This window comes from Paraburkholderia sp. GAS199 (assembly GCF_050436585.1).
Classification (GTDB): Bacteria; Pseudomonadota; Gammaproteobacteria; order Burkholderiales; family Burkholderiaceae; genus Paraburkholderia.
Genome location: NZ_JBNDMM010000002.1, coordinates 100338 through 125205, shown reverse-complemented (window position 1 = coordinate 125205; position 24868 = coordinate 100338). Strand labels below are relative to the sequence as shown.

General features: G+C 61.2%; 22 protein-coding genes. 7 read left to right on the top strand and 15 right to left on the bottom strand.

Going from position 1 to position 24868, the window contains the following annotated elements; translation table 11 throughout:
• Positions 1 to 22: 22 nt before the first annotated feature.
• From P3T18_RS06690 to P3T18_RS06665, 6 genes are all read right to left on the bottom strand, one after another.
• The gene (locus P3T18_RS06690; protein ID WP_429299149.1) at positions 23 to 412 is read right to left on the bottom strand and encodes a hypothetical protein; all 390 of its coding nucleotides are present in this window, start codon (positions 410 to 412) and stop codon (positions 23 to 25) included.
• A gap of 596 nt (positions 413 to 1008) precedes the next feature.
• Positions 1009 to 1941, bottom strand: a complete 933-nt coding sequence (locus P3T18_RS06685; RefSeq protein ID WP_429299148.1) for a hypothetical protein — start codon at positions 1939 to 1941, stop codon at positions 1009 to 1011.
• An 8-nt stretch (positions 1942 to 1949) separates the two neighbouring features.
• Positions 1950 to 3263, bottom strand: a complete 1314-nt coding sequence (locus P3T18_RS06680) for an AAA family ATPase (protein WP_429299147.1) — start codon at positions 3261 to 3263, stop codon at positions 1950 to 1952.
• 818 nt (positions 3264 to 4081) lie between these two features.
• Positions 4082 to 5401 carry an MFS transporter gene (locus P3T18_RS06675; protein WP_429299146.1) on the bottom strand — a complete coding sequence of 440 codons (1320 nt, stop codon included), beginning with the start codon at positions 5399 to 5401 and terminating at the stop codon, positions 4082 to 4084.
• Positions 5402 to 5610: 209 nt separating this feature from the next.
• A complete protein-coding gene (locus P3T18_RS06670) occupies positions 5611 to 6369 on the bottom strand; it encodes an SDR family oxidoreductase (protein WP_429299145.1) in 759 nt (252 codons plus the stop codon).
• 62 nt (positions 6370 to 6431) lie between these two features.
• Positions 6432 to 7871 (bottom strand): aldehyde dehydrogenase family protein, encoded by a 1440-nt coding sequence (locus P3T18_RS06665; RefSeq protein WP_429299144.1) that lies wholly within the window; start codon positions 7869 to 7871, stop codon positions 6432 to 6434.
• Between the two features lie 278 nt (positions 7872 to 8149).
• Here P3T18_RS06665 and ppa point away from each other — a divergent pair, with 278 nt between their 5' ends.
• Together ppa and P3T18_RS06655 are read left to right on the top strand one after the other, a co-directional pair.
• Positions 8150 to 8677 (top strand): inorganic diphosphatase, encoded by a 528-nt coding sequence (gene ppa, locus P3T18_RS06660; RefSeq protein WP_325045585.1) that lies wholly within the window; start codon positions 8150 to 8152, stop codon positions 8675 to 8677.
• A gap of 331 nt (positions 8678 to 9008) precedes the next feature.
• Complete coding sequence (locus P3T18_RS06655) at positions 9009 to 11102, top strand: FUSC family protein (protein WP_429299143.1); 2094 nt, start codon at positions 9009 to 9011, stop codon at positions 11100 to 11102.
• Here the strand turns inward: P3T18_RS06655 and P3T18_RS06650 are convergent.
• Together P3T18_RS06650 and P3T18_RS06645 are read right to left on the bottom strand one after the other, a co-directional pair.
• Positions 11099 to 11467, bottom strand: coding sequence for a GIY-YIG nuclease family protein (locus P3T18_RS06650; protein WP_429299142.1), 369 nt, complete (start codon positions 11465 to 11467; stop codon positions 11099 to 11101). The genes P3T18_RS06655 and P3T18_RS06650 overlap by 4 nt on opposite strands.
• Positions 11468 to 11479: 12 nt before the next feature.
• Entirely contained in the window at positions 11480 to 12649 is a 1170-nt protein-coding gene (locus P3T18_RS06645; RefSeq protein ID WP_429299141.1) for a GNAT family N-acetyltransferase, read from the bottom strand.
• Positions 12650 to 12782: 133 nt separating this feature from the next.
• On the opposite strand from P3T18_RS06645, the gene P3T18_RS06640 reads away from it, so the two are divergent.
• Together P3T18_RS06640 and glnK are read left to right on the top strand one after the other, a co-directional pair.
• Positions 12783 to 14483: an NAD+ synthase gene (locus tag P3T18_RS06640; RefSeq protein WP_429299140.1), complete on the top strand. Its 1701-nt coding sequence runs from the start codon at positions 12783 to 12785 to the stop codon at positions 14481 to 14483.
• Positions 14484 to 14622: 139 nt separating this feature from the next.
• A complete protein-coding gene (gene glnK, locus P3T18_RS06635; RefSeq protein ID WP_006048444.1) occupies positions 14623 to 14961 on the top strand; it encodes a P-II family nitrogen regulator in 339 nt (112 codons plus the stop codon).
• 208 nt (positions 14962 to 15169) lie between these two features.
• Here glnK and P3T18_RS06630 read toward each other — a convergent pair whose 3' ends face one another.
• The 5 genes from P3T18_RS06630 to P3T18_RS06610 form a co-directional block, all read right to left on the bottom strand.
• On the bottom strand, positions 15170 to 16321 hold the full coding sequence (locus tag P3T18_RS06630) for a porin (RefSeq protein WP_429299139.1): 1152 nt from the start codon (positions 16319 to 16321) through the stop codon (positions 15170 to 15172).
• Positions 16322 to 16912: 591 nt separating this feature from the next.
• Positions 16913 to 17692 (bottom strand): ABC transporter ATP-binding protein, encoded by a 780-nt coding sequence (locus P3T18_RS06625; protein ID WP_429299138.1) that lies wholly within the window; start codon positions 17690 to 17692, stop codon positions 16913 to 16915.
• Positions 17693 to 17756: 64 nt separating this feature from the next.
• Positions 17757 to 18470, bottom strand: coding sequence for an ABC transporter permease (locus P3T18_RS06620; protein WP_429299137.1), 714 nt, complete (start codon positions 18468 to 18470; stop codon positions 17757 to 17759).
• Positions 18467 to 19156, bottom strand: a complete 690-nt coding sequence (locus tag P3T18_RS06615) for an ABC transporter permease (protein WP_429299136.1) — start codon at positions 19154 to 19156, stop codon at positions 18467 to 18469. Before P3T18_RS06615 ends, P3T18_RS06620 begins: the two co-directional genes overlap by 4 nt.
• A gap of 289 nt (positions 19157 to 19445) precedes the next feature.
• Positions 19446 to 20222 carry an ABC transporter substrate-binding protein gene (locus P3T18_RS06610; RefSeq protein ID WP_429299135.1) on the bottom strand — a complete coding sequence of 259 codons (777 nt, stop codon included), beginning with the start codon at positions 20220 to 20222 and terminating at the stop codon, positions 19446 to 19448.
• A 478-nt stretch (positions 20223 to 20700) separates the two neighbouring features.
• On the opposite strand from P3T18_RS06610, the gene P3T18_RS06605 reads away from it, so the two are divergent.
• The gene (locus P3T18_RS06605) at positions 20701 to 21411 is read left to right on the top strand and encodes a pirin family protein (protein WP_429299134.1); all 711 of its coding nucleotides are present in this window, start codon (positions 20701 to 20703) and stop codon (positions 21409 to 21411) included.
• A 157-nt stretch (positions 21412 to 21568) separates the two neighbouring features.
• On the opposite strand, the gene P3T18_RS06600 is transcribed toward P3T18_RS06605, so the two are convergent.
• The gene (locus tag P3T18_RS06600) at positions 21569 to 22102 is read right to left on the bottom strand and encodes a periplasmic heavy metal sensor (RefSeq protein ID WP_429299133.1); all 534 of its coding nucleotides are present in this window, start codon (positions 22100 to 22102) and stop codon (positions 21569 to 21571) included.
• A gap of 222 nt (positions 22103 to 22324) precedes the next feature.
• On the opposite strand from P3T18_RS06600, the gene P3T18_RS06595 reads away from it, so the two are divergent.
• The gene (locus P3T18_RS06595) at positions 22325 to 23050 is read left to right on the top strand and encodes a response regulator (RefSeq protein ID WP_012432166.1); all 726 of its coding nucleotides are present in this window, start codon (positions 22325 to 22327) and stop codon (positions 23048 to 23050) included.
• Positions 23034 to 24350, top strand: coding sequence for an ATP-binding protein (locus P3T18_RS06590; protein WP_429299132.1), 1317 nt, complete (start codon positions 23034 to 23036; stop codon positions 24348 to 24350). The genes P3T18_RS06595 and P3T18_RS06590 overlap by 17 nt, the downstream gene beginning before the upstream one ends.
• Positions 24351 to 24504: 154 nt before the next feature.
• On the opposite strand, the gene P3T18_RS06585 is transcribed toward P3T18_RS06590, so the two are convergent.
• Positions 24505 to 24771: a hypothetical protein gene (locus tag P3T18_RS06585; RefSeq protein ID WP_429299131.1), complete on the bottom strand. Its 267-nt coding sequence runs from the start codon at positions 24769 to 24771 to the stop codon at positions 24505 to 24507.
• Positions 24772 to 24868: the final 97 nt, after the last annotated feature.

Below are 24868 nucleotides of genomic sequence, written 5' to 3'. Positions count from 1 at the left end.
GGGTGTTTTTCGGTTGAGTTGGTTAGTGCGCGGCGCTGATTTTTTCGGCGGGCGCTTGTGCTTGCTGGGCGGCTTCGGCCAGCAGGTTCGCTGCATGCCGCGCGGTGATGCGGCTGTGCGGGACGCCTTTTGCGTCGAGTGCGATCACCTGGAACAACTCGCGGTCGCCTTCGAGTTCCTGCTGATATTGCTCGGCGGTGTCGACTAGCAATTCGAGCAGCGTTTGACGATGCTTTCTTTCGTCGCGTGTAAGCGCAGGATATCTAACTATCGAGGACGCGAGTGTGATCAGTGTGTCCAGTTGCGATAGCTGCCGGTCGCAGAGGTGGAAGGTGGAGAGGGCGAGTTTTTCGTACTGGAGGGCGTCGACTGGCGGACGTGACGGGGATTGTTTTTTGATGGGGGTGGGCATGGGGCGATCTCCCTGTTACTTCGAAGGGCGTCCGGACACGGCTCGTTGGGGAGGGTGAGCGGGCATGTAGTGAGGTTGACAGACCGGCGTTCCAACATTCCGGCGAGCCTCGCGGCTCCCTCACCACCGCCCGCCCATTGAAGAATATAGACGTGCAGCAGTAGACGCACGACCCGCCTGGGCGGGTGTGCGGTTGGAACGTCAGGCTGTCAAACCTGATCGCTGGGTGTTTCCCGGCGACGTGGTAATTATAGGGGGCGGGGTCTATCTTGGATTTAGGTTGGGGCGCTAAATATTTCGCACTCGTTGAAGTGGGGACGAACAGTCAGCGCGTTGAAGATCGCATTGCAATTTTTGGCAATCAGACGGCCTGTAGCAACGGAGTCGCATACCGTGTCTAAGGAGTTGGGAGTGGCGGACGTCCGACATCGCCTTGTTGCTGCCAATCGAGCCGTTGTCCCTCCAAAAGCAAGTATTGGAGCGAAACGGTCATGCAGTACCATTGGTTGAATTTAAAAATGGTTCGACCGAGTGGCAGATAAGATCATGGCTGTTAATGCCCGGTGCCATGAATGCGCTGGCACCGAGCAACGCGCCTATGATGACAGGTCATTCACAGATGCAGTCTGCAAAGAAATCTGCGACATCCGCTGTTTGATATAGCCTAAAGATGGCAGATGATAATTCTCAGATGCTGTCGAATAAAGTGTCTTGTTGCTTACCCCTTCCTTCATGCGGTACGTGCATTTGCCAGTAATCGCTGCGCGACAAAATTGACATTTTTCCGACCCAAACTTTCCGCAGTAATTCGCTAGATCGCCGAGGGTCGAATACATGATTTCACAAAAAGTTAAAAGTAACCATTTTCCGCTCGAAATTTTTTTCAAAGAATCGAGATTGCGCTGCAAACCAAGCTGAGCAGCAAGTTGATCTAGCTGTGGCGCCTTTGCGCGAACATTAGAATTTGTTGGTTCTTGTTTTCGCCTGTTTATTGAATATGAATATTTGAACTCCGTCGCGTAATTTTCATCTATTGCACACTGCAAGGCTTCAAGAGAGAAATAATACAAGTCCAAAATATCATGTTCTATGCTTTCGAACAGGCTTAACGAGAAATTCGGTCCGAGACCGTCCGAATGTACTCGGGCATATTGACTGAGAGCTGCCGACAGTACCTCTTCACAAACAAAGTGAGACTCTAAGGAATAATAATTTAGAGTGAGGATCGCATTCTCAGCAGGAAGCTCCCCCCTGTACTCCCGCGTATCCCTGTCAATTATTCCAAGTACAAAGTTCTCAACGGGATGGCTTGCATCATTCAGCGCATAAAGGGTCCGAATTGCATCAACAACAGCGTCACACCCTCCGGTATGCCCGGCAATTGTCTCAATTGCGTAAACCTCAAACCGGTCCAAGGCTTGATTCGCAATTGAGACATATGTTTTTAGATCATCAATTCCTTCGACGATTATTGCGGGTGTGGATGACATAATCGCTTCGTTTAGCACTTCGTCGATGGTCATTTTCATGACATCGCTCATAGTTGTGGCTCCGAGTATGCGCGAAGGGGCGTCAAAAACTCTGGGTGACGCTTTGATAGAACCGGGCTATGGGACGCCACAATTATCTGCGTTCGCGGCACAAGGTTGGCGAATAGTTCCAGTAATTGCCTTTGCCACGTTATGTTGAGCGATATCTCTGGTTCATCGATGATCAGGAAGTCTCGGTCTTGACCTTGAAAAAGAACCAATGACAAAAAAGTAAGTATGTGTCTTTCCCCGCTCGAAAGATCATGGATGGAATGCTGTGCATCCCCAATGCTGACATAAATCTCGGTCCCCGAAACGACTAATTTTTTATTATCGATCAGATATTTGTTAAACGTGTCAACCAGCAGATTTATTGCCCCAAGAGCCAATTTTTCTTTTTCAAGCTCTTCGATCATATTGACAAAAAGTGCTCCGAGCAGAGGCTTGTTCTCAATTTCACTCGGAAAATTACTTTCTGTTAGTGAGCCCAAAATTTTGACAATTGTCGCCTTGAACTGATTGCCCTCGGTGGCGTCTTCGTCCGTTAATGCTTCGATAAGGCGACTACGATATTCTATAATACTTGGATAGATGTCAAAAGGGACGCTAAACGCCTGCGATTCGGCACCATTGATTGCATCAGATAGCGTGTTGAACAGCGCGCTTTGTATTTTCAAGTTGGCGGCGTATCTCGCCCTGCGATAGTGACTAAGAAGCAGTCTCTCAATATTTTCAAGCTTTATGTTTTCGAGATTTTGATGGGCACGGGTTTCGTCTATCTCATCGGCGCGCCCGCGCAGCGCGTTCTGACGTCTACGTATATGCATTGTCAAATCCTCGGCTAATTCTCGAGGACTAATTTCTGCGTCTTTGTCGAAAAGATACCTCGTTCGAGGCGATCGCCTGAAGAACTCGTATATCACAGCGGACTCGATCCGCAAGGATTGCGTACTTATGCCGCGTTCGACGCCTAGCGAGATAGACCGGGCGTCTTTAAGCGGCGAGCCTACCAACTCTGACCAGTCATAGCTTATCTCTGCGCGCTTCACCGTAATAGTGCTTGTAGCGCCATTGTAAATATATGAGCACTCAATTGCCCGCACGCCTAACGCCGCAAGCGCGGAATCGTTTTGAGAGAGAAACGCCGAAATAACTTTGAGGAAGGTAGTTTTCCCGCTTCCGTTATCTCCATAGATGACGGATATAGATGCGGGGGAAAAATCAACGCTAACAGTTTTTTTTGAATCTTTGAAGCCGACTATTTTCAACCGCTGAAGTCGCAACATAGTAATTATATTAAATTTTTGTGACTGGATAGACAAGCAGTTGCCAGAGTATGGGACCCTGCAAAGGATTGTGCTGTCTGTGGTTTTGCGGAGGCAACACGTGACCGCCAGCGATCGCGATTTCGTCGCCGCAAGAGGTGCATTTGTAGATGCCTGGGTACGGCGCAGGTGTCCCGGGATGATGCCTCGCATCAAAAGCCGGGTCACTAGATTGCTGGAGCAACTGGCCGTTTTTGAACAGCGCCATTTTCTTTGTATCCGATGTTAGTTGGTTCAATGGCGAACACGCCGTTGTTCTCTTTACTTCGTCATCATATCAAGATCACGGGAGTTGTAACGAAGGGCGCTCAGCGCGCTTCAGCTCACAAGACATTCTCCAACGCAGGCAATGCTGAGCGACGAACGTGCACAGCGACGCGAATAGTGACCGATTGCCTTCCGGCCCACCTTGGCTTAACGGCCGGCCCGTCATCAGGTGCGCTGTAGACCTCCATTCCGAGGTGTCCGACCTTTAGGTTTCGTGTGGGCGATAAATACACGAAATGTTCAGGTGCTGAACCTGTCTGAACGTGTCGCAGCCAGCTGTTGATCGACTAAATCAAGTGAGCGGCGGATGTTCCGCTGGTAGATCTGTTCATCATATCTGCCGCAACTTATCAAGAACCAACCCTCGTCCGAGCGAATTGAGTGGTTGCATGTTGGATGGATCGGACGCGTGAATCTCTGGGAAACGGTGTAGACGAATGACGCTTCTTGGCCGACTGCCGCCATACACCGTCGGCAGTAGTCGGCGCAAATTGATAACTGCACTTAACAGAGGCCCCAGCACCCCTCAACCGTTAAGCCCCACCCCCTCACCGATTAACCATCCTCGCCGGCACACTAACCGCCAGCAACCCACCCAGCACCATAAACGCGGCCAGCATATACATCCCCGAATCATTCGCCGCCGTCGCCTGCTTCAACCACCCAACCGCATACGGACTCAAAAACCCGGCCAGATTGCCAATCGAATTAATCATCGCAATCCCCGCAGCCGCGCCCGTCCCCGCCAGAATCGCCGTCGGCAAACTCCAGAACAGCGGCAGGGTCGTGAGAATGCCCATCGTCGCCAGCGTCAACGAAGCCATCGCCAGCACCGTGTTGTGCGCCCACACGACGGACAGCACCAGCCCCACCGCGCCCGCGAACGCCGGCAAGGCGATGTGCCAGCGTCGCTCGCGTTTGCGGTCGGCGCTGCGCGACACCAACACCATCGCCACCACGGCGCCCGCGAACGGAATCGCGGACAGCATGCCGATCATGAACGCGTCGGTCACGCCGGTCGCCTTGATGATGGTCGGCAGCCAGAAGCTCACGCCGTACAAACCCATCACGAACGAAAAGTAGGTCAGGCTCAGCATCAGCACGCGGCCGCTCGTCAGCACCTCGCGGATCGGCATGTCGTGCTTGGTGGCTTCCTCGGCGGAGACCTGCGTTTCGAGCAACTGCTGCTCTTCTCGCGTCAGCCACTTCGCTTTGGAAATGCGGTCGTCCAGCATCACGAACACCATGATCCCGACGATCACCGAAGGAATCCCTTCGAGCAGAAACAGCCACTGCCAGCCATGCCAGCCGTTTGCGCCGTTGAAGGTCTTCAGGATGTAGCCCGAGATCGGACCGCCCACCACGCCGGACAGCGCAATCGCCGTCATGAACCAGGTGGTCATGCGGCCGCGCCGGTGCGCCGGATACCAGTAGGTGAGATACAGAATGATGCCGGGGAAGAAGCCCGCTTCGGCGAGACCGAGCAGGAAGCGCATCACGTAGAACATGGTGGGCGTGGTGACGAACATCGTCGCCATCGAAATGATGCCCCACGACACCATGATCCGCGCGATCCACACGCGCGCACCCACCTTGTGCAGAATCACGTTGCTCGGAATTTCGAAGATGAAATAGCCGACGAAGAAAATCCCCGCGCCGAAGCCGTACACGGCGTCGCTCAGACCGAGGTCGGTGGTCATCTGAAGTTTGGCGAAGCCGACGTTCACGCGGTCGAGATACGCCACCACGTAACAGAGCATCAGCAGCGGCGCGAGCCGCCAGGTGACCTTGCGATAGGTCGCCTCTTCGAAGGTGGAGGGAGGCGCTCCCGCGCCGGGATGGTGGAGCGGATTTGCGGGACTAGCCATGGTGTCTCCTCTGTCGATCGGAGTGCGCGCGTGTGTGCGCCGACCCCGTCCAAGCATGATGGTTACTTTCTTTTGGATGACGAACCGCCGTCGATCGATTCTAGCCGCGTCAGGTGCTTTGGATGACGAATCGATACCCGGGGAAAACACTGACTTCAGCGGAAGCCGCGCCCAGGCGACTCCCGCTCAAACACTCACCACGCACATCGCTACACGCAGCGGCCGCCGTCCACTTCGAGGCACACGCCAGTGATGAACTCGGCTTCGTCCGAGGCGAGATACAGCGCGGCGTTGGCGATGTCCTGCGGCGTCGAGAAGCGGCCGAGCGGAATGCCGGCGAGAAAGCGCTGGCGGTTTTCCGGGGTGTCTTCCACGCCCATGAATTCGGAGAGCAGGGCGGTTTCGCCGATCACCGGATTCACGCAGTTCACGCGAATGCGGTCGGGGCCGAGTTCGACGGCCAGCGATTTACTCGCGATGATCACCGCGCCCTTGCTGCCGTTGTACCAGACGAGTCCGGGCCTTGGCCGCACGCCTGCCGTCGACGCAATGTTGATGAAGCTGCCGCCGCCCTGCGAGCGGAAATACGGCACGAACTCCTGCACGCTCCAGTAGATGCTTTTGACGTTCACCGCGTAGACGCGATCGAACTCGGCTTCGGTCACGTCCATCACGGGCTTGTTGCGGTGCGTGGTGCCGGCATTGTTGACGACGATCTGCACGCTGCCGAAGTCGTCGAGCGCGGCTTCGCGCAGTTTCTGCCAGTCTTCGCGCACGGCGACGTTGCCCGCCACCGCGATGGCCTTGCCGCCGGCCAGCGCGATGTCGCTCGCCACGCGTTCGGCCGCCGCGCCGTTCAGATCGTTGACGACCACATTGGCGCCTTCGCGCGCATAGGTCCGCGCGATGCCTTCGCCGAAGCCCGAGCCGCCACCCGTGACGATGGCTGTTTTACCTGTCAACCGCATGTTGTCTCCGTTATCCGTTGTTCGTTGTCCGTTGTGGATGAGGGGCGTTGCTACTGCATGGCCTAGCCGTGACGGATCGCGATGGTCTTGAGCACGGTGAAGCCGTACAGCGCTTCGAAACCTTTTTCGCGTCCGTGGCCGGAATGTCGGACGCCGCCGAACGGCAACTCGACGCCGCCGCCCGCACCATAGTTGTTGATGAACACCTGGCCGGAACGCACGCGCCGCGCGAGGCGCATCTGACGCGCGCCGTCGCGGGTCCAGATGCCGGCCACCAGTCCGTATTGCGTGCCGTTGGCGAGCGCGAGCGCTTCGTCTTCGTCGGCGAACGGCATGGCGGCCAGTACCGGGCCGAACACTTCGTCGCGCGCCAGACGGTGGCTCGGCGGCACGTCGCGCAACAAGGTGGGCGCCTGATAGAAGCCGCTTTCCGGCGCTTCGTGAATCACTTCGCCTTGCGCGGCCATCGGAATGCCGTCGTGCTGCGCGTCGGAGAGAAAGTCCCACACGCGCCGCTGCTGTTTCGCGTTGATCAGCGGACCGCAGTCGAGATCGGCCTGCGACGGCCCGACCCGCAACGCGTGAAACGCGCCGCTCAGGCGGTCGAGCAAGGGTTCGTAGATGGCGCGGTCGATCAGCACGCGGCTGCCCGCCGAGCAGGTTTGTCCGGCGTTCTGCACGATGGCCGACACCAGCACGGGCAGCGCGGCGTCGAGATCGGCGTCCGCGAAGACGATTTGCGGCGACTTGCCGCCGAGTTCCAGCGTGACGGGGACGTGGTTTTCTGCGGCCATCTGCGCGACGAGTTTGCCGGTGTCCGGCGAGCCGGTGAACGAGATGTGATCGATGCCCGGATGACGCGCGAGCGCGGCGCCGGCTTCGTGTCCGAATCCCGTGACGATGTTCAGCGCGCCGGCCGGCAAACCGGCCTCGGCCGCGAGTTCGGCGACGCGCAGCACGGACAGGCAGGCGTCCTCGGCCGGTTTGACCACGCACGCGTTGCCGGTGGCGAGCGCCGCGCCGACGCTGCGTCCGAAAATCTGCATGGGGTAATTCCACGGCACGATGTGGCCGGTCACGCCATGCGGCTCGCGAATCGTCAGGACGGTGTAGCCGCTTTGATAGGGCAGGGTCTCGCCGTGCAGTTTGTCGGCGGCGCCCGCGTAGAACTCGAAGTAGCGGGCCAGCGCGGCGGAGTCGGCGCGGGCCTGCTTGAGGGGTTTGCCGGTGTCGCGGGCTTCGAGTTGCGCCAGTTCTTCCTGACGCGCGGCGACCAGCATCGACAGGCGGTACAGCACGCGGCCGCGTTCGGCGGCGCTCGCCGCGCCCCACGCGCCTTCGAAGGCGCGGCGGGCGGCCTGCACGGCGTGGTCGATATCCGCGGCGGTGCCGCGCGCCAGCTGGGTGAACGGCTGTCCGTCGGACGGATCGAGCACGGCGATCGTCTCGCCGCCCGAGGCGCCAGTCCATTCGCCGTTGATGAAGTGTCGAGCTTCTTCCATGCAGACTCCTTGAGGTGTCGCGCACGGCGGGGCCGCGGCGCGATGTTCACAAACGAGGGCACAAGCAGGCACAAACGAACACACCAGCGGCAGGCGCAGATTCAGCCATCGCCGCAGCATCAGCGAAACACGCCAGACGATTATCGCGCCGATCCGTCATGGCTGACCATCGGGGATGCCACCGGCTGATTAGCTATAATGGCGCATTCCGCACTGTCCGGCCGCAGCACCCAAGCTGCGCGCCGTGTTCCGAATTCCATCCTGATCAGAGAGCGCTCATGAGCTTCAATCACGTCCCCGCAGGCAAAGACCTTCCGCAAGATTTCAACGTCATCATCGAAATCCCGGCGCAGAGCGATCCGGTGAAGTACGAAGCTGACAAGGAAACGGGCCTGCTTCACGTCGACCGTTTCATTGGTACCGGCATGCGCTATCCGGCGAACTACGGTTACATTCCGCAAACGCTGTCGGGCGACGGCGACCCGGTCGACGTGCTGGTGATCACGCCGTTTCCGCTGCTGGCAGGCTCCGTGGTTCGCGCACGTGCACTCGGCATGCTGCAAATGACCGACGAATCGGGCGTGGACGCGAAGCTCGTCGCCGTCGCGCACGACAAGGTCTGCCCGATGACCGCCGACCTCAAGTCGATCGACGACGTTCCGGCGTACCTGAAAGACCAGATCAAGCACTTCTTCGAGCAATACAAGGCGCTGGAAAAGGGCAAGTGGGTGAAGGTCGAAGGCTGGGCAGGCATCGAAGCCGCTCACAAGGAAATCACGGAAGGCGTGGCGAACTTCAAGAAGTAAATCCGCTTCGCCAGTTTTCGCTCTCGGGCGAAGACGTCCGCAAAAACCGCGCGAGCCTGACAAGGCCGCGCGGTTTTTTTATTGCGGCGCGCCTGCACGGCTCGAGTTCGATTGCCTAAGCTCCTCATAGCCATGCGATGTTTTCACCGTACGAGGGCGGCGCATAGACGCATTGCATGAGCCGGATGAACCGAAGCCATTTCCCGGCTTAGGTATTAACCCTTATTATTGTGCCGCTGCTATTGTTGAGCGGTTGCCGTTCTCCCTGCCTGTCGGCGTCGTCGCGCCATGACATGGCCTTCGTGTGCGTTTGCTGGAGCCCGCTATCCGGATGCTGAATCGCAAGGCCAATCCATCGGCACACCGCCTGTCGAACCGGCTGCTCGCCGTCGCCAACACGATCTACCGCAAACGTCCGGTGTGGATGGTCTCGTTCTCGACGAGCGAGGCGAGCCTCTCCGAAGGCTTGCGCGCCGCGTGCGCGTCCACGGCCATGCTGGTGTTGGGCAACGTGCTGCACGATCCGAGCTTTGCGTGGGCCGCCATCGGCGCCTTCTGGACCTGTCTCGCCGACGCTGGCGGCTCGAACCGCGCCCGCTTCGCTTCGATGATGAGCTTCGCGGTGCTCTCCACGCTCTGCGGCGGCCTGACCGCCTATCTCTCCGGCGTCGGCGCGTTTTACGCGGCGCTCGCCATCCTGGCCTTCACCACGCTCGGCGCATTCGGGCGGATCTGGGGCGCGGCCACTTCGCAGGTCACGATTCTGGCCGCGACCGCCTGCGTGGTGATGGTCGATCGGCCCATTCACGATCTTCAGAAGGGTGTGGCGTTTCTCGCCGTCTATCTGGTCGGCTGTCTGTTCGCGGTGGCCTTGAGTCTGACCATCTGGCGCATCCATCCTTTTGGCACGAGCCGCGCCGCGTTGCGCGCCGCGTATCTGCGTCTCGCCGACATCGCTTTCGACAGCGCCCGTCTGCTGGAGCAGCGCGCGTCGCATCGCGACTGGGCGACGCATGCCGCGAAGTTTCGCGCCGATGCCCGCGCCGGCGTCGAACGCGCGCGCAAGACGCTGGCGAAGGTGCCGGTCTCGCGAGCGGGCGGCCGCGAAACCTACGACTGGCTGCTCGGTCTGCTGACGGAAAGCGAAGCGCTGTTCGCCTGGCTGATCGCGGTTTCGGCCGCCGCCGAGAAAGCCCCCGACGACGAGCGTCGCGCGCGGCGCGCGGTGCGTCTGCTTATCGGCATCGGCAACGTATTGCGCAGCATCGGCGCCGCCGCCAACGACAATCAGTGGACGCGTCTGGCCGAGTTGCAACAGCGGCTGCGCCGCCTCGCCGCGCGACTCGAACCGGCGCTGATGGAGCCGGTGAAACTCGACGACGGCTTCGAACTGGTCGACTTCGCGCCCGGCTTCGAGCAGAGCACGAGCTGGCAGATCGGCGCAAAAAATTTCCTGACGCGCACGTGGTCGACCTTCAAGGCGAATCTCTCGACGGAGTCGGTCGGCTTGCGTCACGCGGCGCGCGTCGGCGTGACCACGACGGCGGGCTTTCTGGTGATCCGCGCGTTGGGTCTGCCGTTCGGCTACTGGGCCACCATGGCGACGCTGCTGATTCTGCAGCCGTCCATCGGCGCGACCTGGCCGCGCAGCATCGAACGCGCGGCGGGCAGCATTGTCGGCGGCGTGCTGGCGGCGGCCATCGGCTACGCCATCCATTCACCCATCGGCATTTCGATTGCGGTGTTTCCGTTGGTGGTGGCGACCATGGCGCTGCGGCCGGTCAGCTACAGTCTTTTCGTGCTGTTCCTGACACCCACGTTCGTGCTCGTCGCCGACTTCGCCACGCCGGGCGCGAACGAATTCGCGTACGCCGTCACGCGGCTCGGCAACAACGTGCTCGGCTGCGTCCTCGCGCTACTCGCCACTTTCTATCTGTGGCCGACGCGCGAAAAGATCGACTACCGCGCGTATCTCACGGAAGCCGTGCGGGCCAATCTCGCGTATCTGCGCGCCGCGTTGGAGCACTCGGTACGCAGCAGCAAGGAAATGGAGCAGTTGCGCCGTGCCGCCGGTCTCGGCAGCAACAACGCGGAAGAAGCGATCGGGCGCATCCGTCTCGAGAAACTCGAAGACTCGATGATCGACACGGTGACGCTTACTGTGCTGAGTCTGCTGCGCAAAATGGCGGGCACCGCGACGCAGCTGCGTCTGAGTGCCAACCGGCGTCATATGCACGACGAACTCGCCGCGTGGATCGCCGCCGCGAGCACGGACATCGACGCCGCCTTGAACCGCAATCTGCGGCCCATCCGGCGTGATTTTCCGGAGCGGGAGAAGTTGTCGTCCTTGGAGGCGGATGCCGTGGGCGAGATCGCGCTGATGCATCGGCTGCTCACCGAGCGTATGCGCGAAGCGCGCGGCTAGAGCGTCGCGGCTTCGGCGTTCGGTGTGCCGTCAGAAGCGCTGTGCGGTTCGGCGTCAGGGTCAATCTCAGGCTCGACTTCAGGCTCGATGAGAACCGGCGGCAACACCGACTCGAGCGTGCGCAAACCCGCGGCGAGCGCGCGTTTTTCGGACGCCGGCAAACGCTTCACCCAGTACTCCGCGCTCGACGCGCTCGAACGGTCTGCGAGTTCGAACGAGGCCAGCACGCGCACGGGTTTGCGCGAACGCGTATAGCGCGCGCCCGCGCCGCTCAGATGTTTTTCGAAGCGCGCCGCGACGTCGGTGGCAATGCCGGTGTAGACGCTGCCATCCGAGCATTCGAGCAGATAGACGAACCACGCCATAGATATGCGCTCTCAGCCTTTGAACGGATTGTGATCGCGCAGTTCGTCCACGTAAGCGTGGATGCTGTTCTTTTCGTTGTCGAGGAAATGGCCGACGGCATCCGAGAAAGCGGGGTGCGCGAGCCAGTGCGCCGAACGCGTGACGGTGGGCAGAAAGCCGCGCGCCATCTTGTGCTCGCCCTGAGCGCCGCCTTCGAAAGTCCCGAGCTTTTCTTCGATGCAGAATTCGAGCGGCTGATAGTAGGCGGTTTCGAAGTGCAGGCAGGGCACATGTTCCAGCGCGCCCCAGTAGCGCCCGTACAAGGTGCCGCCGGTTTTTTCGTCGCGCTGATAGACCACCAGCGAACTCGCGATCGGCTTGCCTTCGTATTCGGCAATCACCAGCAGCAGATTTTCCGGCATCGACGCGCCGATCATGCGGAAGAAATCGAGGTTCAGATACGGACTCGAAAAATGCTCGCGGTAGGTCTGCCGATAACACTTGCTGAAGAAACGCCAGTCGGCGTCCTGGATATCTTCGCCGCGAATCCGGCGCATCGTCACGCCCGCTTCCTGAACCTTGCGGCGTTCCGCGCGAATGTTCTTGCGCTTCTTCTGCTCCAGCGTGGAGAGGAAGTCGTCGAAGTCGCGATAGCCGTCGTTGAGCCAGTGAAACTGCACGCCTTCGCGTTGCATCATGCCCATGCCGGTGAGCGATTCGGCTTCCGTTTCGGTCGGAAACAGTACATGCAGCGACGAGACGTCGGCCTGCTCGGCGAACGCCATCAGCGTGGCCGAGAGATGCCGGAGCGCGTGCGGGTCCGCCGAAAGCAGGCGGTTGCCCTGCACGGGCGTGAACGGTACGGCGCACAGCAGCTTCGGGTAGTAGTCGAGGCCGTTGCGTTTGTAGGCGTCGGCCCAGGCCCAATCGAACACGTATTCGCCGTACGAGTGTCCTTTCAGGTACACCGGCGCGGCAGCGGCGAGCTTGCCGGTGCGCGGGTCCGTGAGCGTGACGAATTGCGGCGCCCAGCCGGTGTCCGCGACCGCGCAGCGGGTCGCGTGCAGCGCGCTCAGAAACTCGTGCCGCAAAAACGGCGTGGGCTGGGTCTGTTGCGCGAGCAGGGCGTTCCATTCGGCGGCGTCTACCTCGGAGGGCGACGCCAGAATGCCCGTGCGATAATCAAAGCGTTCCTGGTTCAATCTGTGTGACTGTTTCCGATGAGCGGCGCAGCGCAGTGAGCGATGCGTCGTTCGTTTATCCGATTTGTCCGTTCCGTCGAGCTATCCAGCCGCGGTACTCGTAAGCCGTTTTGGCTTGCCTGTCGATCCTGCCATGAAGACCCGAATCGCTCTTGCTCAAATCAATGTCACCGTCGGCGACTTCGCCGGCAACGTTGCGAAGATTGTCGCTGCCGCACGCGCCGCGCACAACGATGGTGCGAAGCTGCTGATCGCGCCTGAACTCGCGCTGTCGGGCTACCCGCCCGAAGATCTGCTGCTGCGTCCCGCCTTCTACACCGCGAGCGCGGCCGCGCTGGCCGACCTCGCCACGCAACTCAAGCCGTTCACCGGCCTGCATGTGATCGTCGGTCATCCGCTGCGCGACACTTCGTACAACGCGGCGCACGGCCATGGTAATGCAAACGCGCCGATCGAGCGCGGCGTGCCTCCGGTCGACACCTTCAACGCGGCCTCGCTGATCGTGAACGGCGAAGTGACCGGCACGTATCTCAAGCAGGATCTGCCCAATACCGAGGTGTTCGACGAGAAGCGCTACTTCGCGTCCGACCCGAAGCCGTTCGTGTTCGAACTCGACGGCGTGAAGTACGGCGTGGTGATCTGCGAAGACGCGTGGCACGCCAGCGCCGCGCAGATGGCGAAGGCCGCGGGCGCTCAGGTGCTGCTGATCCCGAACGGCTCGCCTTACCATCTGAACAAGGAAGTCGTGCGTTTCGACATCCTGCGCGCGCGGATTCGCGAGACCGGTTTGCCGATGGTCTACGTGAACATGGTCGGTGCCCAGGACGAACTGGTGTTCGACGGCGGCTCGTTCGTGCTCGACGAAACCGGCGAACTGTTCGCGAAGATGCCGCAGTTCGAGGAAGGCAATGCCATCGTCGAGTTCGAAAACGGCAAGCCGCTGCGCGGCGCCATCGCGCCCGAGCTGTCGCTCGAAGCGCAGGTGTATGCGGCGCTCGTCATGGGCGTGCGCGACTACATCAACAAGAACGGTTTCCCCGGCGCCCTGATCGGCTTGTCGGGCGGCGTGGATTCGGCGCTGGTGCTGGCCGTGGCGGTCGACGCGCTGGGCGCCGATCGCGTGCGCGCGGTGATGATGCCCTCGCGCTACACGGCGGATATCTCGACCACCGACGCCGCCGAGATGGCGCGCCGGGTCGGCGTGCGCTACGACGAGATCGCGATTGCGCCGATGTTCGACGCGTTCCGCGGCTCGCTGGCCGAAGAATTCGCCGGCCGCGCCGAAGACGCCACCGAGGAAAACATCCAGGCGCGCATTCGCGGCACCTTGCTGATGGCGCTGTCGAACAAGTTCGGCTCGATCGTGCTGACCACCGGCAACAAGAGCGAAATGGCGGTGGGTTACTGCACGCTTTACGGCGACATGGCTGGCGGCTTCGCCGTCATTAAAGACATCGCCAAGACGCTGGTCTACAAGCTGTGTCATTACCGCAATCAGGCCACCACGTTCGGCACGTCGAACGTGATTCCGGAGCGCATTCTGACGCGCGCGCCGTCGGCCGAGTTGCGCGAGAACCAGACCGACCAGGACAGCCTGCCCGAATACGATGTGCTCGACGCGATCATGCGCATGTACATGGAAGAAGACCGTTCGCTCGCGGAGATCATCGCGGCGGGCTACGCGGTCGACGACGTGAAGCGCGTCACGCGCCTCATCAAGATCAACGAGTACAAACGTCGTCAGGCGCCGATCGGCATTCGCGTGACACATCGCGCGTTCGGACGCGACTGGCGTTATCCGATCACGTCGCGCTACACCGAACCGGTGGAGTGATCGTCGGGCGGGCGAGTGTGCGCATTCGCTCGCGGCAGAGCATCGGCACGCGCCGGATTGCCGCAATGCATCCGGCGCGGCGTAGAATAAAAATCATCCAATTCCCTTTCACTCTTCCTATCACGAGACGAGGTTCGCCATGAAGCGCATCACCGCAGTCATCAAACCGTTCAAACTCGACGAAGTGCGCGAGGCGCTCGCTGAAGTCGGCCTCACGGGGCTGACCGTTACCGAAGTCAAAGGCTTCGGCCGGCAGAAAGGTCACACCGAGCTCTATCGTGGTGCAGAGTACGTGGTCGACTTTCTGCCCAAGGTCAAAATCGAAGTGGTGGTGGCGGACAATCAATGCGACCAGGTGATCGACGCGATCATCGGCGCGGCGCGCACGGGCAAGATTGGCGACGGCAAGATTTTCGTGGCCGACGTGGAGCGCGTGATCCGCATCCGTACCGGCGAGGAAAACGAAGCGGCTGTTTGAAGTGCTTGAGTGTCAGGCCCAATGAAGGCAACGCGCACCGCTCCGGTGCGTGACAACACGAGTCATATCGTGCGCTGAAATAAAAAACGGTGCGATACCCTTGCGGACATCGCACCGATACGCGCCTCTCGCAGCAGCGTGAAAAAGATTCTCTTGAAGATCTTGTCTTGCGGCGCCGGAAGAATTTCTCCCGGCGCCCACCGTTCGATTAGAACGAGTGTTGAATACCTGCGTACACGCCGGTCTGTTGATGACCGACCAACGGGTTGTCCGTCGACGTAGCCGTACCCGGGTTGTTAGCGTTCAGGCCGTAGTTAGCCGTCTTGCTGTTACGCGTTTGTGCAACCTGGAAGTCCAGCAGCGTGCGCTTGGACAGGTTGTACGAGCCGCCAACCGTGAAGATGTTCGCGTTACCCGCGCCGTTGTTGCCGTTCACGTGGTAGACCGCTGCAATCAGCGCCGCTGCCGGCGTTGCTTGCCACGTCACACCGCCCCATTCGTGATCGAGGGTAGTCGGCTGGCCCGGCAGAACGCCCGTTGCACCTGCCGAACGGATAGCCTGGTAGGCACCCTGAATCTTGAACTGGCCGAGGAACACGTTCACGAACGCCGAGTATTCGCGCGATGCCGCGAACACGCCGCCGCCGGCGTTAGCCGTGTTGACCGCGCCGACGTTCGGGCCGTACAGACCGCCGTTAGCCGGGTTGCGGATTTCGTCGTACATACCGCGAACCTGGAACAGCGAGTTCGTGTAGGTGACTTGCGCGCCAGCTTCGCGGCCTTGCGGCGTCGTGCCGTTACCGTTGAAGCTCGTTGCGTTCGACAGCGCGTATTGACCGTAGAAGTCAAAGCCGGCGATCTTCGGCGATTGGTACGCGAAGTTGTTGCTCGATTGCGGCCAGTTGCGGCCACGCACCAGCGATGCCGACGACCAGTTGGATTGACCGAACGGGTCGAAGTCCCAGTCGCCGTTCGAGATGAAGAGCATGCGGCCCATCGTGAACGTACCGTACTGGTCGTTCGACAGACCGACAGTTGCCCAGCGATTGAAGAGACCGCCGCCACCAGGGCCTGCACCGGTCATGGTGTTGAAGGAACCTTCCAACTGGAACAGCACCTTGTTGCCGCCACCGATGTCCTCAACGCCCTTCATGCCCCACAGGCTGGTGCCCCAGTCGCCGCTTTCTGCGCGCCAGCGGCTCGTGCTGCCCGTTGCCTGACCAGCTGCACCCGAGCCTTGCGGAACGCCCGACATGTACTCGATACCGGCATCCAGACGGCCGTACAACGTCACGCTGCTTTGGGCGTGTGCAACAACGCCGGCTGACATCAGCGCAGCGGCGAGCAAAGCTTTCTTCATCTTCTCCTCCATACCCTGTCAAAAAGTGAAACCCAGTACTGCGAATGGTGTTCGGACGCCAGCAGCGCCGAACAGAAATCGGTGGTACCAGGGAGATTAGCGGGTGGATTGGGTCTCCTGCCGTGACGTGTAGCCTTGAGGCTATCTGGTCGCCATGCCGATCCCTCGCCGACCGGTTCTCCTCTGTGCTTTGAAGTGAAACTACTTTTAATGAACTTTGTTTTGCTACTTTGGTTACTAATTTATCAAAAATACACTTCAATGGGAGAAGAAATTAGTACCCGCCTCGACCGGTGTCGCCAAATTGCAATAGGAATGTGCGCAACAACCCGTTCCAGCACCTTCGAAATATGCTGAAAGCCTTATGTGACAAGGGAATCACGGATCCTGACGGGCCACGTCAAGGATTGCCACTATTGACGCCTTGAAAGCGGCAGAGTAAGGCGGAAGCGAAGCGTTTAGACGCCCAGCAAGTGGGTTTTCGAGGCCAGAATGGCCGGAATAGGCAGGTGAGCGAAACAAAAAAGGCGCTCGAAAGCGCCTTGTAATACTACTTTGACTACAGCCCGGATAGCGGGCTGCGTGAATGCTTTATTTGAGGCTGCCCGAGAGGAACTGCTTGAGTCGTTCGCTCTTCGTGTTCCTGAATACTTCGTCCGGATGACCTTCTTCCTCGACGCGTCCCTGATGCAGGAACATCACGTGATTCGAGACGTTGCGCGCGAACGCCATTTCGTGCGTCACGACGATCATCGTGCGGCCTTCTTCGGCGAGCGTCTGCATGACCTTCAGCACTTCGCCCACCAGTTCGGGGTCGAGCGCGGAAGTGGGTTCGTCGAACAGCATCACGTCCGGATGCATGGCGAGCGCCCGTGCAATGGCCACGCGTTGCTGCTGGCCGCCCGACAGATGCGACGGATACTGCTTCTCCAGACGCGGCGCGAGACCCACTTTCTCCAGGTATTCGCGGGCGCGCTCTTCGGCTTCCTTGCGCTTGAGTCCGAGTACGTTGATCGGCGCTTCGATGATGTTCTCGAGCACATTCATATGCGCCCACAGGTTGAAGTGCTGGAACACCATCGAGAGTTTGGTGCGCACGCGCTGCAACTGCTTCGTGTCCGACACGCGCAGCGCGCCGTTCTTGCCGATCTGCGTACGCACTTCCTCGCCGTCCACGAAAATGCGGCCCGAGTTCGGCTGTTCGAGGAAGTTGATGCAGCGGAGCATCGTGCTCTTGCCCGAACCGGACGAGCCGATCACGCTGATCACGTCGCCGGCATTGGCTTTGAGCGATACGCCTTTGAGAACTTCGTTATCGCCGTACTGTTTGTGAAGCTCGTCGACGAAGAGCTTTTGCTTCTTGGTGTTCATCGTGATCCTTGGCGGCCTTGCTTGAGGCTTCGGGCGTGGGCGTGACAGTTATGACGGCCCGTGGTTATTTGCCTTGCGGCCGCAGATAAGCGAGCCAGCGACGCTCGGCGCGGCGGAACAGCCACACCAGCGCAAAAGAAACGCACAGATAGAGCAGGGCGGCGATACCGAACGCATTGAACGACTGATAGGTCGCGGAGTTCACGTCGCGGGCGATCTTGAGGATGTCCGGCACGGTCGCGGTGAAGGCGACGGTGGTGGCGTGCAGCATCAGGATCACTTCGTTGCTGTAGTACGGCAACGCGCGGCGCAGCGCCGACGGCAGAATCACGCGCCGGTACAGCGTGAACGACGACATGCCGTACGCGCGCGCCGCTTCGATTTCACCGTAAGGCGTGGCCTTGATGGCGCCGGCGAAAATCTCGGTGGTGTATGCGCAGGTATTCAGCGTGAACGCGAGCAGCGTGCAGTGCATGCCGTCGCGGAAGAACGCGTTGGTCAGATCGTGATTGCGGATGATCTCCAGGCTGTACAGACCGGTGTAGCAGAGCAGCAATTGCACGTAGAGCGGCGTGCCGCGGAACACATACGTATACAGCCACACCAGACCCGAGAGCCATTTCTTCTTCGAGACGCGCGCCACCGCAAGCGGAATGGACAGGCAGAAGCCGAGCCCGATCGACACGACCAGCAGCCACAACGTGATGACGAGACCGGTGAAACGGTAGCCGTCCGTGTACAGATAGTTGCGCCAGTATTCCTGAATGATCTCGATCATAGATCCGCCTTTCGCACGCCGGTCGAGTAACGCTTTTCGAGGTACATCAGCACGAAGTTCGACACTGTGGTGATGACGAGATAGATCGCCCCTGCGAGCAGGGTGAAGAAGAAGAACCGCAACGTGCCTTTGCCGGCGTCCTGCGAGGCCTTCACGACATCAGCGAGACCGATGATCGACACCAGCGCCGTGGCCTTCACCATCACCTGCCAGTTGTTGCCGATGCCGGGCAGGGCGAAGCGCATCATCTGCGGGAACATGATCCGCGAGAACACCTGCCAGCCTGTCATGCCGTAGGCGGCGCCCGCTTCGAGCTGGCCGCGCGGCACGGCGAGGAACGCGCCGCGGAAGGTTTCGGTGAAGTACGCGCCGTAGATGAAGCCGAGCACCGCGACGCCGGCCACGAACGGATCGATGTCGATCTGATCCCAGCCGAGAAGGTCGGTCAGGTTGTTCAGCCAGATCTGGATGCTGTAGAACAGCAGCAGCATCAGCACGAGGTCGGGCACGCCGCGCACGAGCGTCGTGTAGACGGTGCCGATACCGTAGGAAAGACGGTTCTTGGACAGTTTCGCCGCCGCGCCGAGCAAGCCCAGCACGAAAGCGAACGCCAGCGACAACACCGCCAGTTTGACGGTTTGCCAGGTGCCGTTGAGAAGCAGCGGGCCGTAGCCTTGAAGGAACATAGAGGGTCCTTGACGATGCGTGCGTGACGCACCGCGAAAGACGCGGTTCGTTGCACGCCGCCTGTCTCGCGAAGCGGGCCTCGCGTTACCTGCGGCGCACAGCGTGCCGCTGTGCAAATCATGACTGCATGACCGTTGCCGGCCTCGCAGCGCGCGTTTCGAGTCTCTTTGATGCTGCTTTAGAACTGCTTTGAAACTGTTTTGAATCTTCTTTTCGACCAGCTACCGACTGTATTACGAAGCCCTGAGAAAGCCCATGCGGGCGAGCCCGGGTGAACGGCTGCCGCGCTCAGTGCCCCGAATAGAGGTCGAAGTCGAAGTACTGCTTTTCGAGCTTCCTGAAGGTGCCGTCCTGATGAACCTGCGCCAGCGCCTGATTGAACATCGCCTTCAGATCGGCGTCGCTCTTGCGCAGGCCGATGGCCGTGCCGTCACCCAAAGTCTTCGGGTCTTTCACTTCCGGACCGGCCCAGCCGAAGCCTTTGCCGCGCGGCGTCTTCAGAAAGCCGGCGTCGGCCTGCACTTCGTCCTGCAAGGCGGCGTCGAGGCGGCCCGAAGCGATGTCGGCGTAGACCTGATCCTGATTCTGATAAGACACCACGGTTACGCCCCTGGGCTCCCAGTAAGCCTTGGCGTACGCTTCCTGCGTCGAGCCCTGTTCGACGCCGACGTGCTTGCCCTTCAGCGAATCGGTGGTGGGCAGCAGCGGCGAGCCGGCCTTCGCGATCATGCGCGACGGCGCGTCGAACAGCTTGTCGGAGAAGTCGATCTGCTCGCGGCGCTTGTCGGTCACCGTCAGCGACGACACGATCGCGTCGAACTTCTTGCCCTTCAGGGCGGGGATGATCCCGTCCAGATCCTGCTCGACCCACACGCACTTGACGTTCATCCGCGCGCACAGGGCGCGGGTCAGATCGACGTCGAAGCCCACCACTTGCCCGCTGGCCGCCTTCGATTCGAACGGCGGGTAGCTGGCGTCCACCCCGATACGCACGGTTTTCCATTCTTTTGCCATGGCGCCGGTGGCCGCCAGGACGAGCGCTACGCACAGTGCGAGCTTCTTCATACTTCTCCAGGGTCAAACTGATCGTCGCGTAGTCCGATCTCGACGACCGCCGGCTCGTGGCCGGCCGTCGCTATTCTAGGCGGTCAAAATTGTTGCGCCGCGTGGGGAATCCGGTTGGGTCCCGTGGCGTCTTTCGATGCGCGGCGGGCGGCGGGAGCGACTCCGCGGCGGCCCGCAGGCGGTGGCGGACAGCCCGGCGCGGGCCTTTGCCGGCGCGGCTGGCGCGCCTTCGGCGCCCATGCATCTCGAAAAGCGCGGTATTTTACCCGAACAGGACGGGCGCGCCAGTGCGGGTTGGCTTCGCGCATCCGGATCGACGCCCGGACGGCTTCTGCGGATCGTCCGGCGTTGCGCGTGCGCGACGCCCGTCAGGCGATTGCACGGATTTATGGAACGATCCGGTGCGCTCATGCCGATTGTTTAGCGCGGGCGATGCCCATACATTCTGGGCATCGCTAATTATTCACCGGAGCATCCCATGATCGAGATTCGCCGTTCCGCCGAGCGCGGCCACGCCAACCACGGCTGGCTCGACTCGTATCACAGCTTCTCGTTTGCCGATTACCGCGACCCGCAGCATGTCCACTTCGGTCCGCTGCGCGTCATCAACGAGGACCGCATTGCCGGCGGCCAGGGCTTCGGCACGCATGGTCATCGCGACATGGAGATCGTCACGTACGTGCTCGAAGGCGCGCTCGCGCATCGCGACAGCATGGGCAACGGCTCGACCATCCGTCCCGGCGACGTGCAGCGCATGAGCGCCGGTACGGGCGTGATGCATAGCGAGTTCAACGCGTCGCAAACCGATGAAGCGCATCTGCTGCAGATCTGGGTGATCCCGCAACGCGCGGGCGATCAGCCGGGCTACGAAGAAAAGCGTTTCGACGACGCCGACAAGCGCGGCCGTCTGCGCGTGGTGGCATCGCCGGATGGCCGCGACGGCTCCGTGACGATCCACGCGGACGCATCGATCTACGCGGCGTTGATCGACGGCGCCGAGCAGGCCACCTTCGCTTTGCCGACAGGACGCCAGGCGTATGTGCACGTCGCGCGCGGCGCGCTGACGGTGAACGGCGAGGCGCTCAAGGCCGGCGACGCAGCCAAGCTGAGCGACACCGACACCGTGACGCTCGAAAACGGCGAGCAGGCCGAAGTGCTGCTGTTCGATCTCGGACAGCTGAATGGTTGAGGCTGCAACGGCTTCGATTCAGCGGTAAAAGAAATTGCGGTAAAAGAAAAAGCGCCACGGGAGGTTTCCGTGGCGCTTTTTTTTGCGCGATGCCTTATGTGGTTGTCGACGGGCGGAGGACGGCCATGTGCGCCGCCTTCCGCTCATGCAACCCTGCTTACTGATTGGCAGCCGGCGCCGAAGCCGCGCCCGCGCCCTTGTGATGCTGCCAGCGATCACGCATCTTCTCGTGACGCGCTTCCATTTTCGCAAAACGCTGCTTCAGCGCCGTGCTGACGGTGGTTTTCTGCTGGTCGTTCAGGCCGTTGTAGAACTTGAGCCAGGCGTCCGAGGTTTGTTGACGCAACTGCGCGTCTTTCTGCTCGATCTGCTGATGCGCGGCGGCCATGGCGTTCAGGTCCAGGATGGGCTGCTGCTGCGCGGCCTTGAACTGGTCCTTCATCTGCTCGTGGTTGGCGCGCATGGCTTCATGGTTCTGCTTCATGGTGTCGAGCGCGGCCTGCCATTGCTTTTCCTGATCCGCGTTCAGCTTGAGCTGATCGTGCAGCTGGCTCAGTTCCTTCATGAAGTGGCCATGCCAGCCGCCGGGGCCGCCGTGCGGAGCGGGTTGTGCGGCATAGGCGGCACCCGCGCCGATGGCGAGGGCGGTGGCGGCAACGGCGAGAACGCGCGACATCTTTTTGGTGGACATATAAGGCTCCTTGTAATGGAATAGCCGACGATGCGACCGGTTCTGGAAAGGGCGGCCTGCATTCGGTAAGACACAGCGTAGAGAACTGCGCGCTTCGCTGTGTTACGTGGCCGGAAGCGGCTATTACGGGCCATTACGGGCGCCTTTCACCGTAACACCCGGTAACCCTTGAGGCCCGTCTGAAATCCAACACCCATCCTGCTGCGCGTTAAACTTCGATCCATGGCTACTCAAATACTGGTTGTCGACGACGACGTCGAATTGCGCGATCTGCTGCGCGACTATCTGGCCCGTCAGGGCATCGAAGTGTCGGTGCTGCACGACGCGGGCTCGCTCGAACGCAGGCTCGAACGCGAGCGTCCCGATCTGATCGTGCTCGATCTGATGATGCCGGGCGTGGATGGGCTCACGGCGCTGCGCAAGTTGCGCGCGTCGGGCGACGACATTCCCGTCATCATGCTCACTGCCCGCGCAGACGATGTCGACCGTATCGTCGGTCTCGAACTCGGTGCCGACGACTACCTCGGCAAGCCGTTCAATCCGCGCGAACTGCTGGCGCGCGTGCAGGCGGTGCTGCGCCGTCGCCGCACGCTGCCGTCGGCGGCGGCGCCCGAGCAGCGCGAGCCGTTCAACTTCGGCCGCTTCACGCTCGATTTCCAGTCGCGCACGCTGCATCTGGAAGACAAGCCGCTCACGCTGTCGGGCAGCGAATTCGCGCTCCTGAAGATCTTCGTCAATCACCCCATGCGCACGCTCACGCGTGAGCGCCTGCTCGAATTGCTGCACGGTCCGGAATACGACGGCACCGACCGCGGCATCGACGTGCAGGTGTGGCGCCTGCGCCGCATTCTCGAAACCGATCCGTCCACACCGCGCTTCATTCAGACTGTGCGCGGGCGCGGCTACGTGTTCGTGCCAGACGGCGAACAGCATGCGCCGGCCCATTGATTCTCTGTTCGGGCGGCTGGCGGTACTGGTCGTCGCGGTGCTGCTGCTGTCGCATTTCGCCTGGTTCGCGCTCATGCGCCTCGAGCGCACGCAGTTGCAGACCCGCTATGCCGTAGAAGAATCCGTGTTTCTCGTGGACGCGGTGCGCCAGCACGTCGCCCGTACGCCGGACCAGCCGTTGCCGTCGCGCGTCAGGCTGGTCGATCCGGCGAGCCCCGACGTGCCGCCGGAAAACGCGGACGTGCCGCCGCCGCTGGAGCGCTTCATCGAAGACGTGCGCGATCGCATGCCCTCGGGCACGCAGGTGCGCGTCGGTCCGCCGGGCCGTCCGCCCGCCTTGTGGGTGCGCGGCAATTCGGACAGCGCGTGGATCGTGGTGCCGGTGCAGCCCCTGCGCACGCCGCGCTCGCTCGACCGCACGGTGCTGTGGCTCGCCATCATTTTCTCGTTCGCCGTCATGGCCGCGTTGTTCGCGGCGTGGGCGCTGCAGCAGCCGCTGCGCTCGCTCGCCCAGGCGGTGGCGCGCTTCGGCCGCGGATTGCCGGTGCCGCCGGTGCCGGAGCGCGGGCCGCGCGAATTGCGTCAGCTCACGCACGGCTTCAACCAGATGGTGCAGGAAGTGGCGCGCACCGAGAACGACCGCGCGGTGATGCTGGCGGGCGTCGCGCACGATCTGAAAACGCCGCTGGCGCGGCTGCGCCTGCGCGCCGAAATGATGGACGAGGTGAAGATGCGTGACGGCGTCGTGCGCGACGTCGACTCGATGACGCACATCGTCGAGCAGTTCCTGGTGTTCGCTCACGACGGTGCCGATCGCAGCGAAGCGGTCGAGGTCGACGCGCAATGCGAGCGCGTGGTGCGCAGCTACCGCGCGGTGGCGCAAGGTACGCCCACCGTGCAAACAGAGTTGAACGCGGGGCCGGGTTTCCTGCTGCCGGCCGCCACGCTCGACCGCATTCTCTCGAACCTGCTGGACAACGCGCATGCCTACGGCGCACCGCCGATCATCGTCGCGACGGCGCGCACGCAGCACGGTTACACGCTGTCGGTGCGCGACAACGGCAGCGGCATCGCCGCGCAGGACCTGATCAACGCAAGCCGGCCGTTCGTGCGGCTCGACCCGGCGCGCGGCGGCAACGGTCATAGCGGCCTCGGGCTCGCGATCGTCGAACGGCTGGTGCGGCGGGCCGGCGGCGAATGGGAACTCGGCAACCACGACGGCCGTGGCTTGCGCATTCTGATGAGCTTCCCGTTCGAGGTCGTGCCGCGCGTCACGGCGGCGTCCGAAAGCGTGTGGTGAGAATCCGCAGGCCGCTTCGTCCGCGTTGATCCGCAATACAAGGCAGGCCGGAAACGGCAGCGGGGCCGGCATCGCATGCCCGGCCCCGCCTGATTCATCCACGCCGCACCGTCAACAGCGGGCGCGCCGCAAGCACGACGCCCGCGTTGCCGGGCTAATCCGAAAACAGCGTGTTCAGCGCATTCGCCGCGTCACCATCCACGGTATTCCACGTCACCGTTTCGGCTTCGAAAATATAGTGGGTGGTGTACTTGCCGAGCCGCGCGAGTATTTCTTCCTGAATCAATTCCGGCGCGACGGCCAGTTTCAGATACCACGCCGTGGACGACAGGCGTGTCTGAAATGCGCCATATTCCGCCAGCAGATGGTCGAACGCGTCGGCATCCTGATCGCGACACACGATCACCAAATTTCCCTTCATGCGAATCTCCCGTTAAAGCAGTAGCGGCAACCTCGAGTTCAAGGTCGATCATACCTGCTTGGCGGGGAGTCGCTGCGAGTGGGTTTTGCGCTGCGTC

Excerpts from the sequence above, each read along its gene's own strand:
- P3T18_RS06690 (WP_429299149.1), bottom strand. The coding sequence starts at position 412 with ATGCCCACCCCCATCAAAAAACAATCCCCGTCACGTCCGCCAGTCGAC.
- P3T18_RS06685 (WP_429299148.1), bottom strand. The coding sequence starts at position 1,941 with ATGAAAATGACCATCGACGAAGTGCTAAACGAAGCGATTATGTCATCC.
- P3T18_RS06675 (WP_429299146.1), bottom strand. The coding sequence starts at position 5,401 with ATGGCTAGTCCCGCAAATCCGCTCCACCATCCCGGCGCGGGAGCGCCT.
- P3T18_RS06670 (WP_429299145.1), bottom strand. The coding sequence starts at position 6,369 with ATGCGGTTGACAGGTAAAACAGCCATCGTCACGGGTGGCGGCTCGGGC.
- P3T18_RS06665 (WP_429299144.1), bottom strand. The coding sequence starts at position 7,871 with ATGGAAGAAGCTCGACACTTCATCAACGGCGAATGGACTGGCGCCTCG.
- ppa (WP_325045585.1), top strand. The coding sequence starts at position 8,150 with ATGAGCTTCAATCACGTCCCCGCAGGCAAAGACCTTCCGCAAGATTTC.
- P3T18_RS06655 (WP_429299143.1), top strand. The coding sequence starts at position 9,009 with ATGCTGAATCGCAAGGCCAATCCATCGGCACACCGCCTGTCGAACCGG.
- P3T18_RS06650 (WP_429299142.1), bottom strand. The coding sequence starts at position 11,467 with ATGGCGTGGTTCGTCTATCTGCTCGAATGCTCGGATGGCAGCGTCTAC.
- P3T18_RS06640 (WP_429299140.1), top strand. The coding sequence starts at position 12,783 with ATGAAGACCCGAATCGCTCTTGCTCAAATCAATGTCACCGTCGGCGAC.
- glnK (WP_006048444.1), top strand. The coding sequence starts at position 14,623 with ATGAAGCGCATCACCGCAGTCATCAAACCGTTCAAACTCGACGAAGTG.
- P3T18_RS06630 (WP_429299139.1), bottom strand. The coding sequence starts at position 16,321 with ATGAAGAAAGCTTTGCTCGCCGCTGCGCTGATGTCAGCCGGCGTTGTT.
- P3T18_RS06625 (WP_429299138.1), bottom strand. The coding sequence starts at position 17,692 with ATGAACACCAAGAAGCAAAAGCTCTTCGTCGACGAGCTTCACAAACAG.
- P3T18_RS06620 (WP_429299137.1), bottom strand. The coding sequence starts at position 18,470 with ATGATCGAGATCATTCAGGAATACTGGCGCAACTATCTGTACACGGAC.
- P3T18_RS06615 (WP_429299136.1), bottom strand. The coding sequence starts at position 19,156 with ATGTTCCTTCAAGGCTACGGCCCGCTGCTTCTCAACGGCACCTGGCAA.
- P3T18_RS06610 (WP_429299135.1), bottom strand. The coding sequence starts at position 20,222 with ATGAAGAAGCTCGCACTGTGCGTAGCGCTCGTCCTGGCGGCCACCGGC.
- P3T18_RS06605 (WP_429299134.1), top strand. The coding sequence starts at position 20,701 with ATGATCGAGATTCGCCGTTCCGCCGAGCGCGGCCACGCCAACCACGGC.
- P3T18_RS06600 (WP_429299133.1), bottom strand. The coding sequence starts at position 22,102 with ATGTCCACCAAAAAGATGTCGCGCGTTCTCGCCGTTGCCGCCACCGCC.
- P3T18_RS06595 (WP_012432166.1), top strand. The coding sequence starts at position 22,325 with ATGGCTACTCAAATACTGGTTGTCGACGACGACGTCGAATTGCGCGAT.
- P3T18_RS06590 (WP_429299132.1), top strand. The coding sequence starts at position 23,034 with ATGCGCCGGCCCATTGATTCTCTGTTCGGGCGGCTGGCGGTACTGGTC.
- P3T18_RS06585 (WP_429299131.1), bottom strand. The coding sequence starts at position 24,771 with ATGAAGGGAAATTTGGTGATCGTGTGTCGCGATCAGGATGCCGACGCG.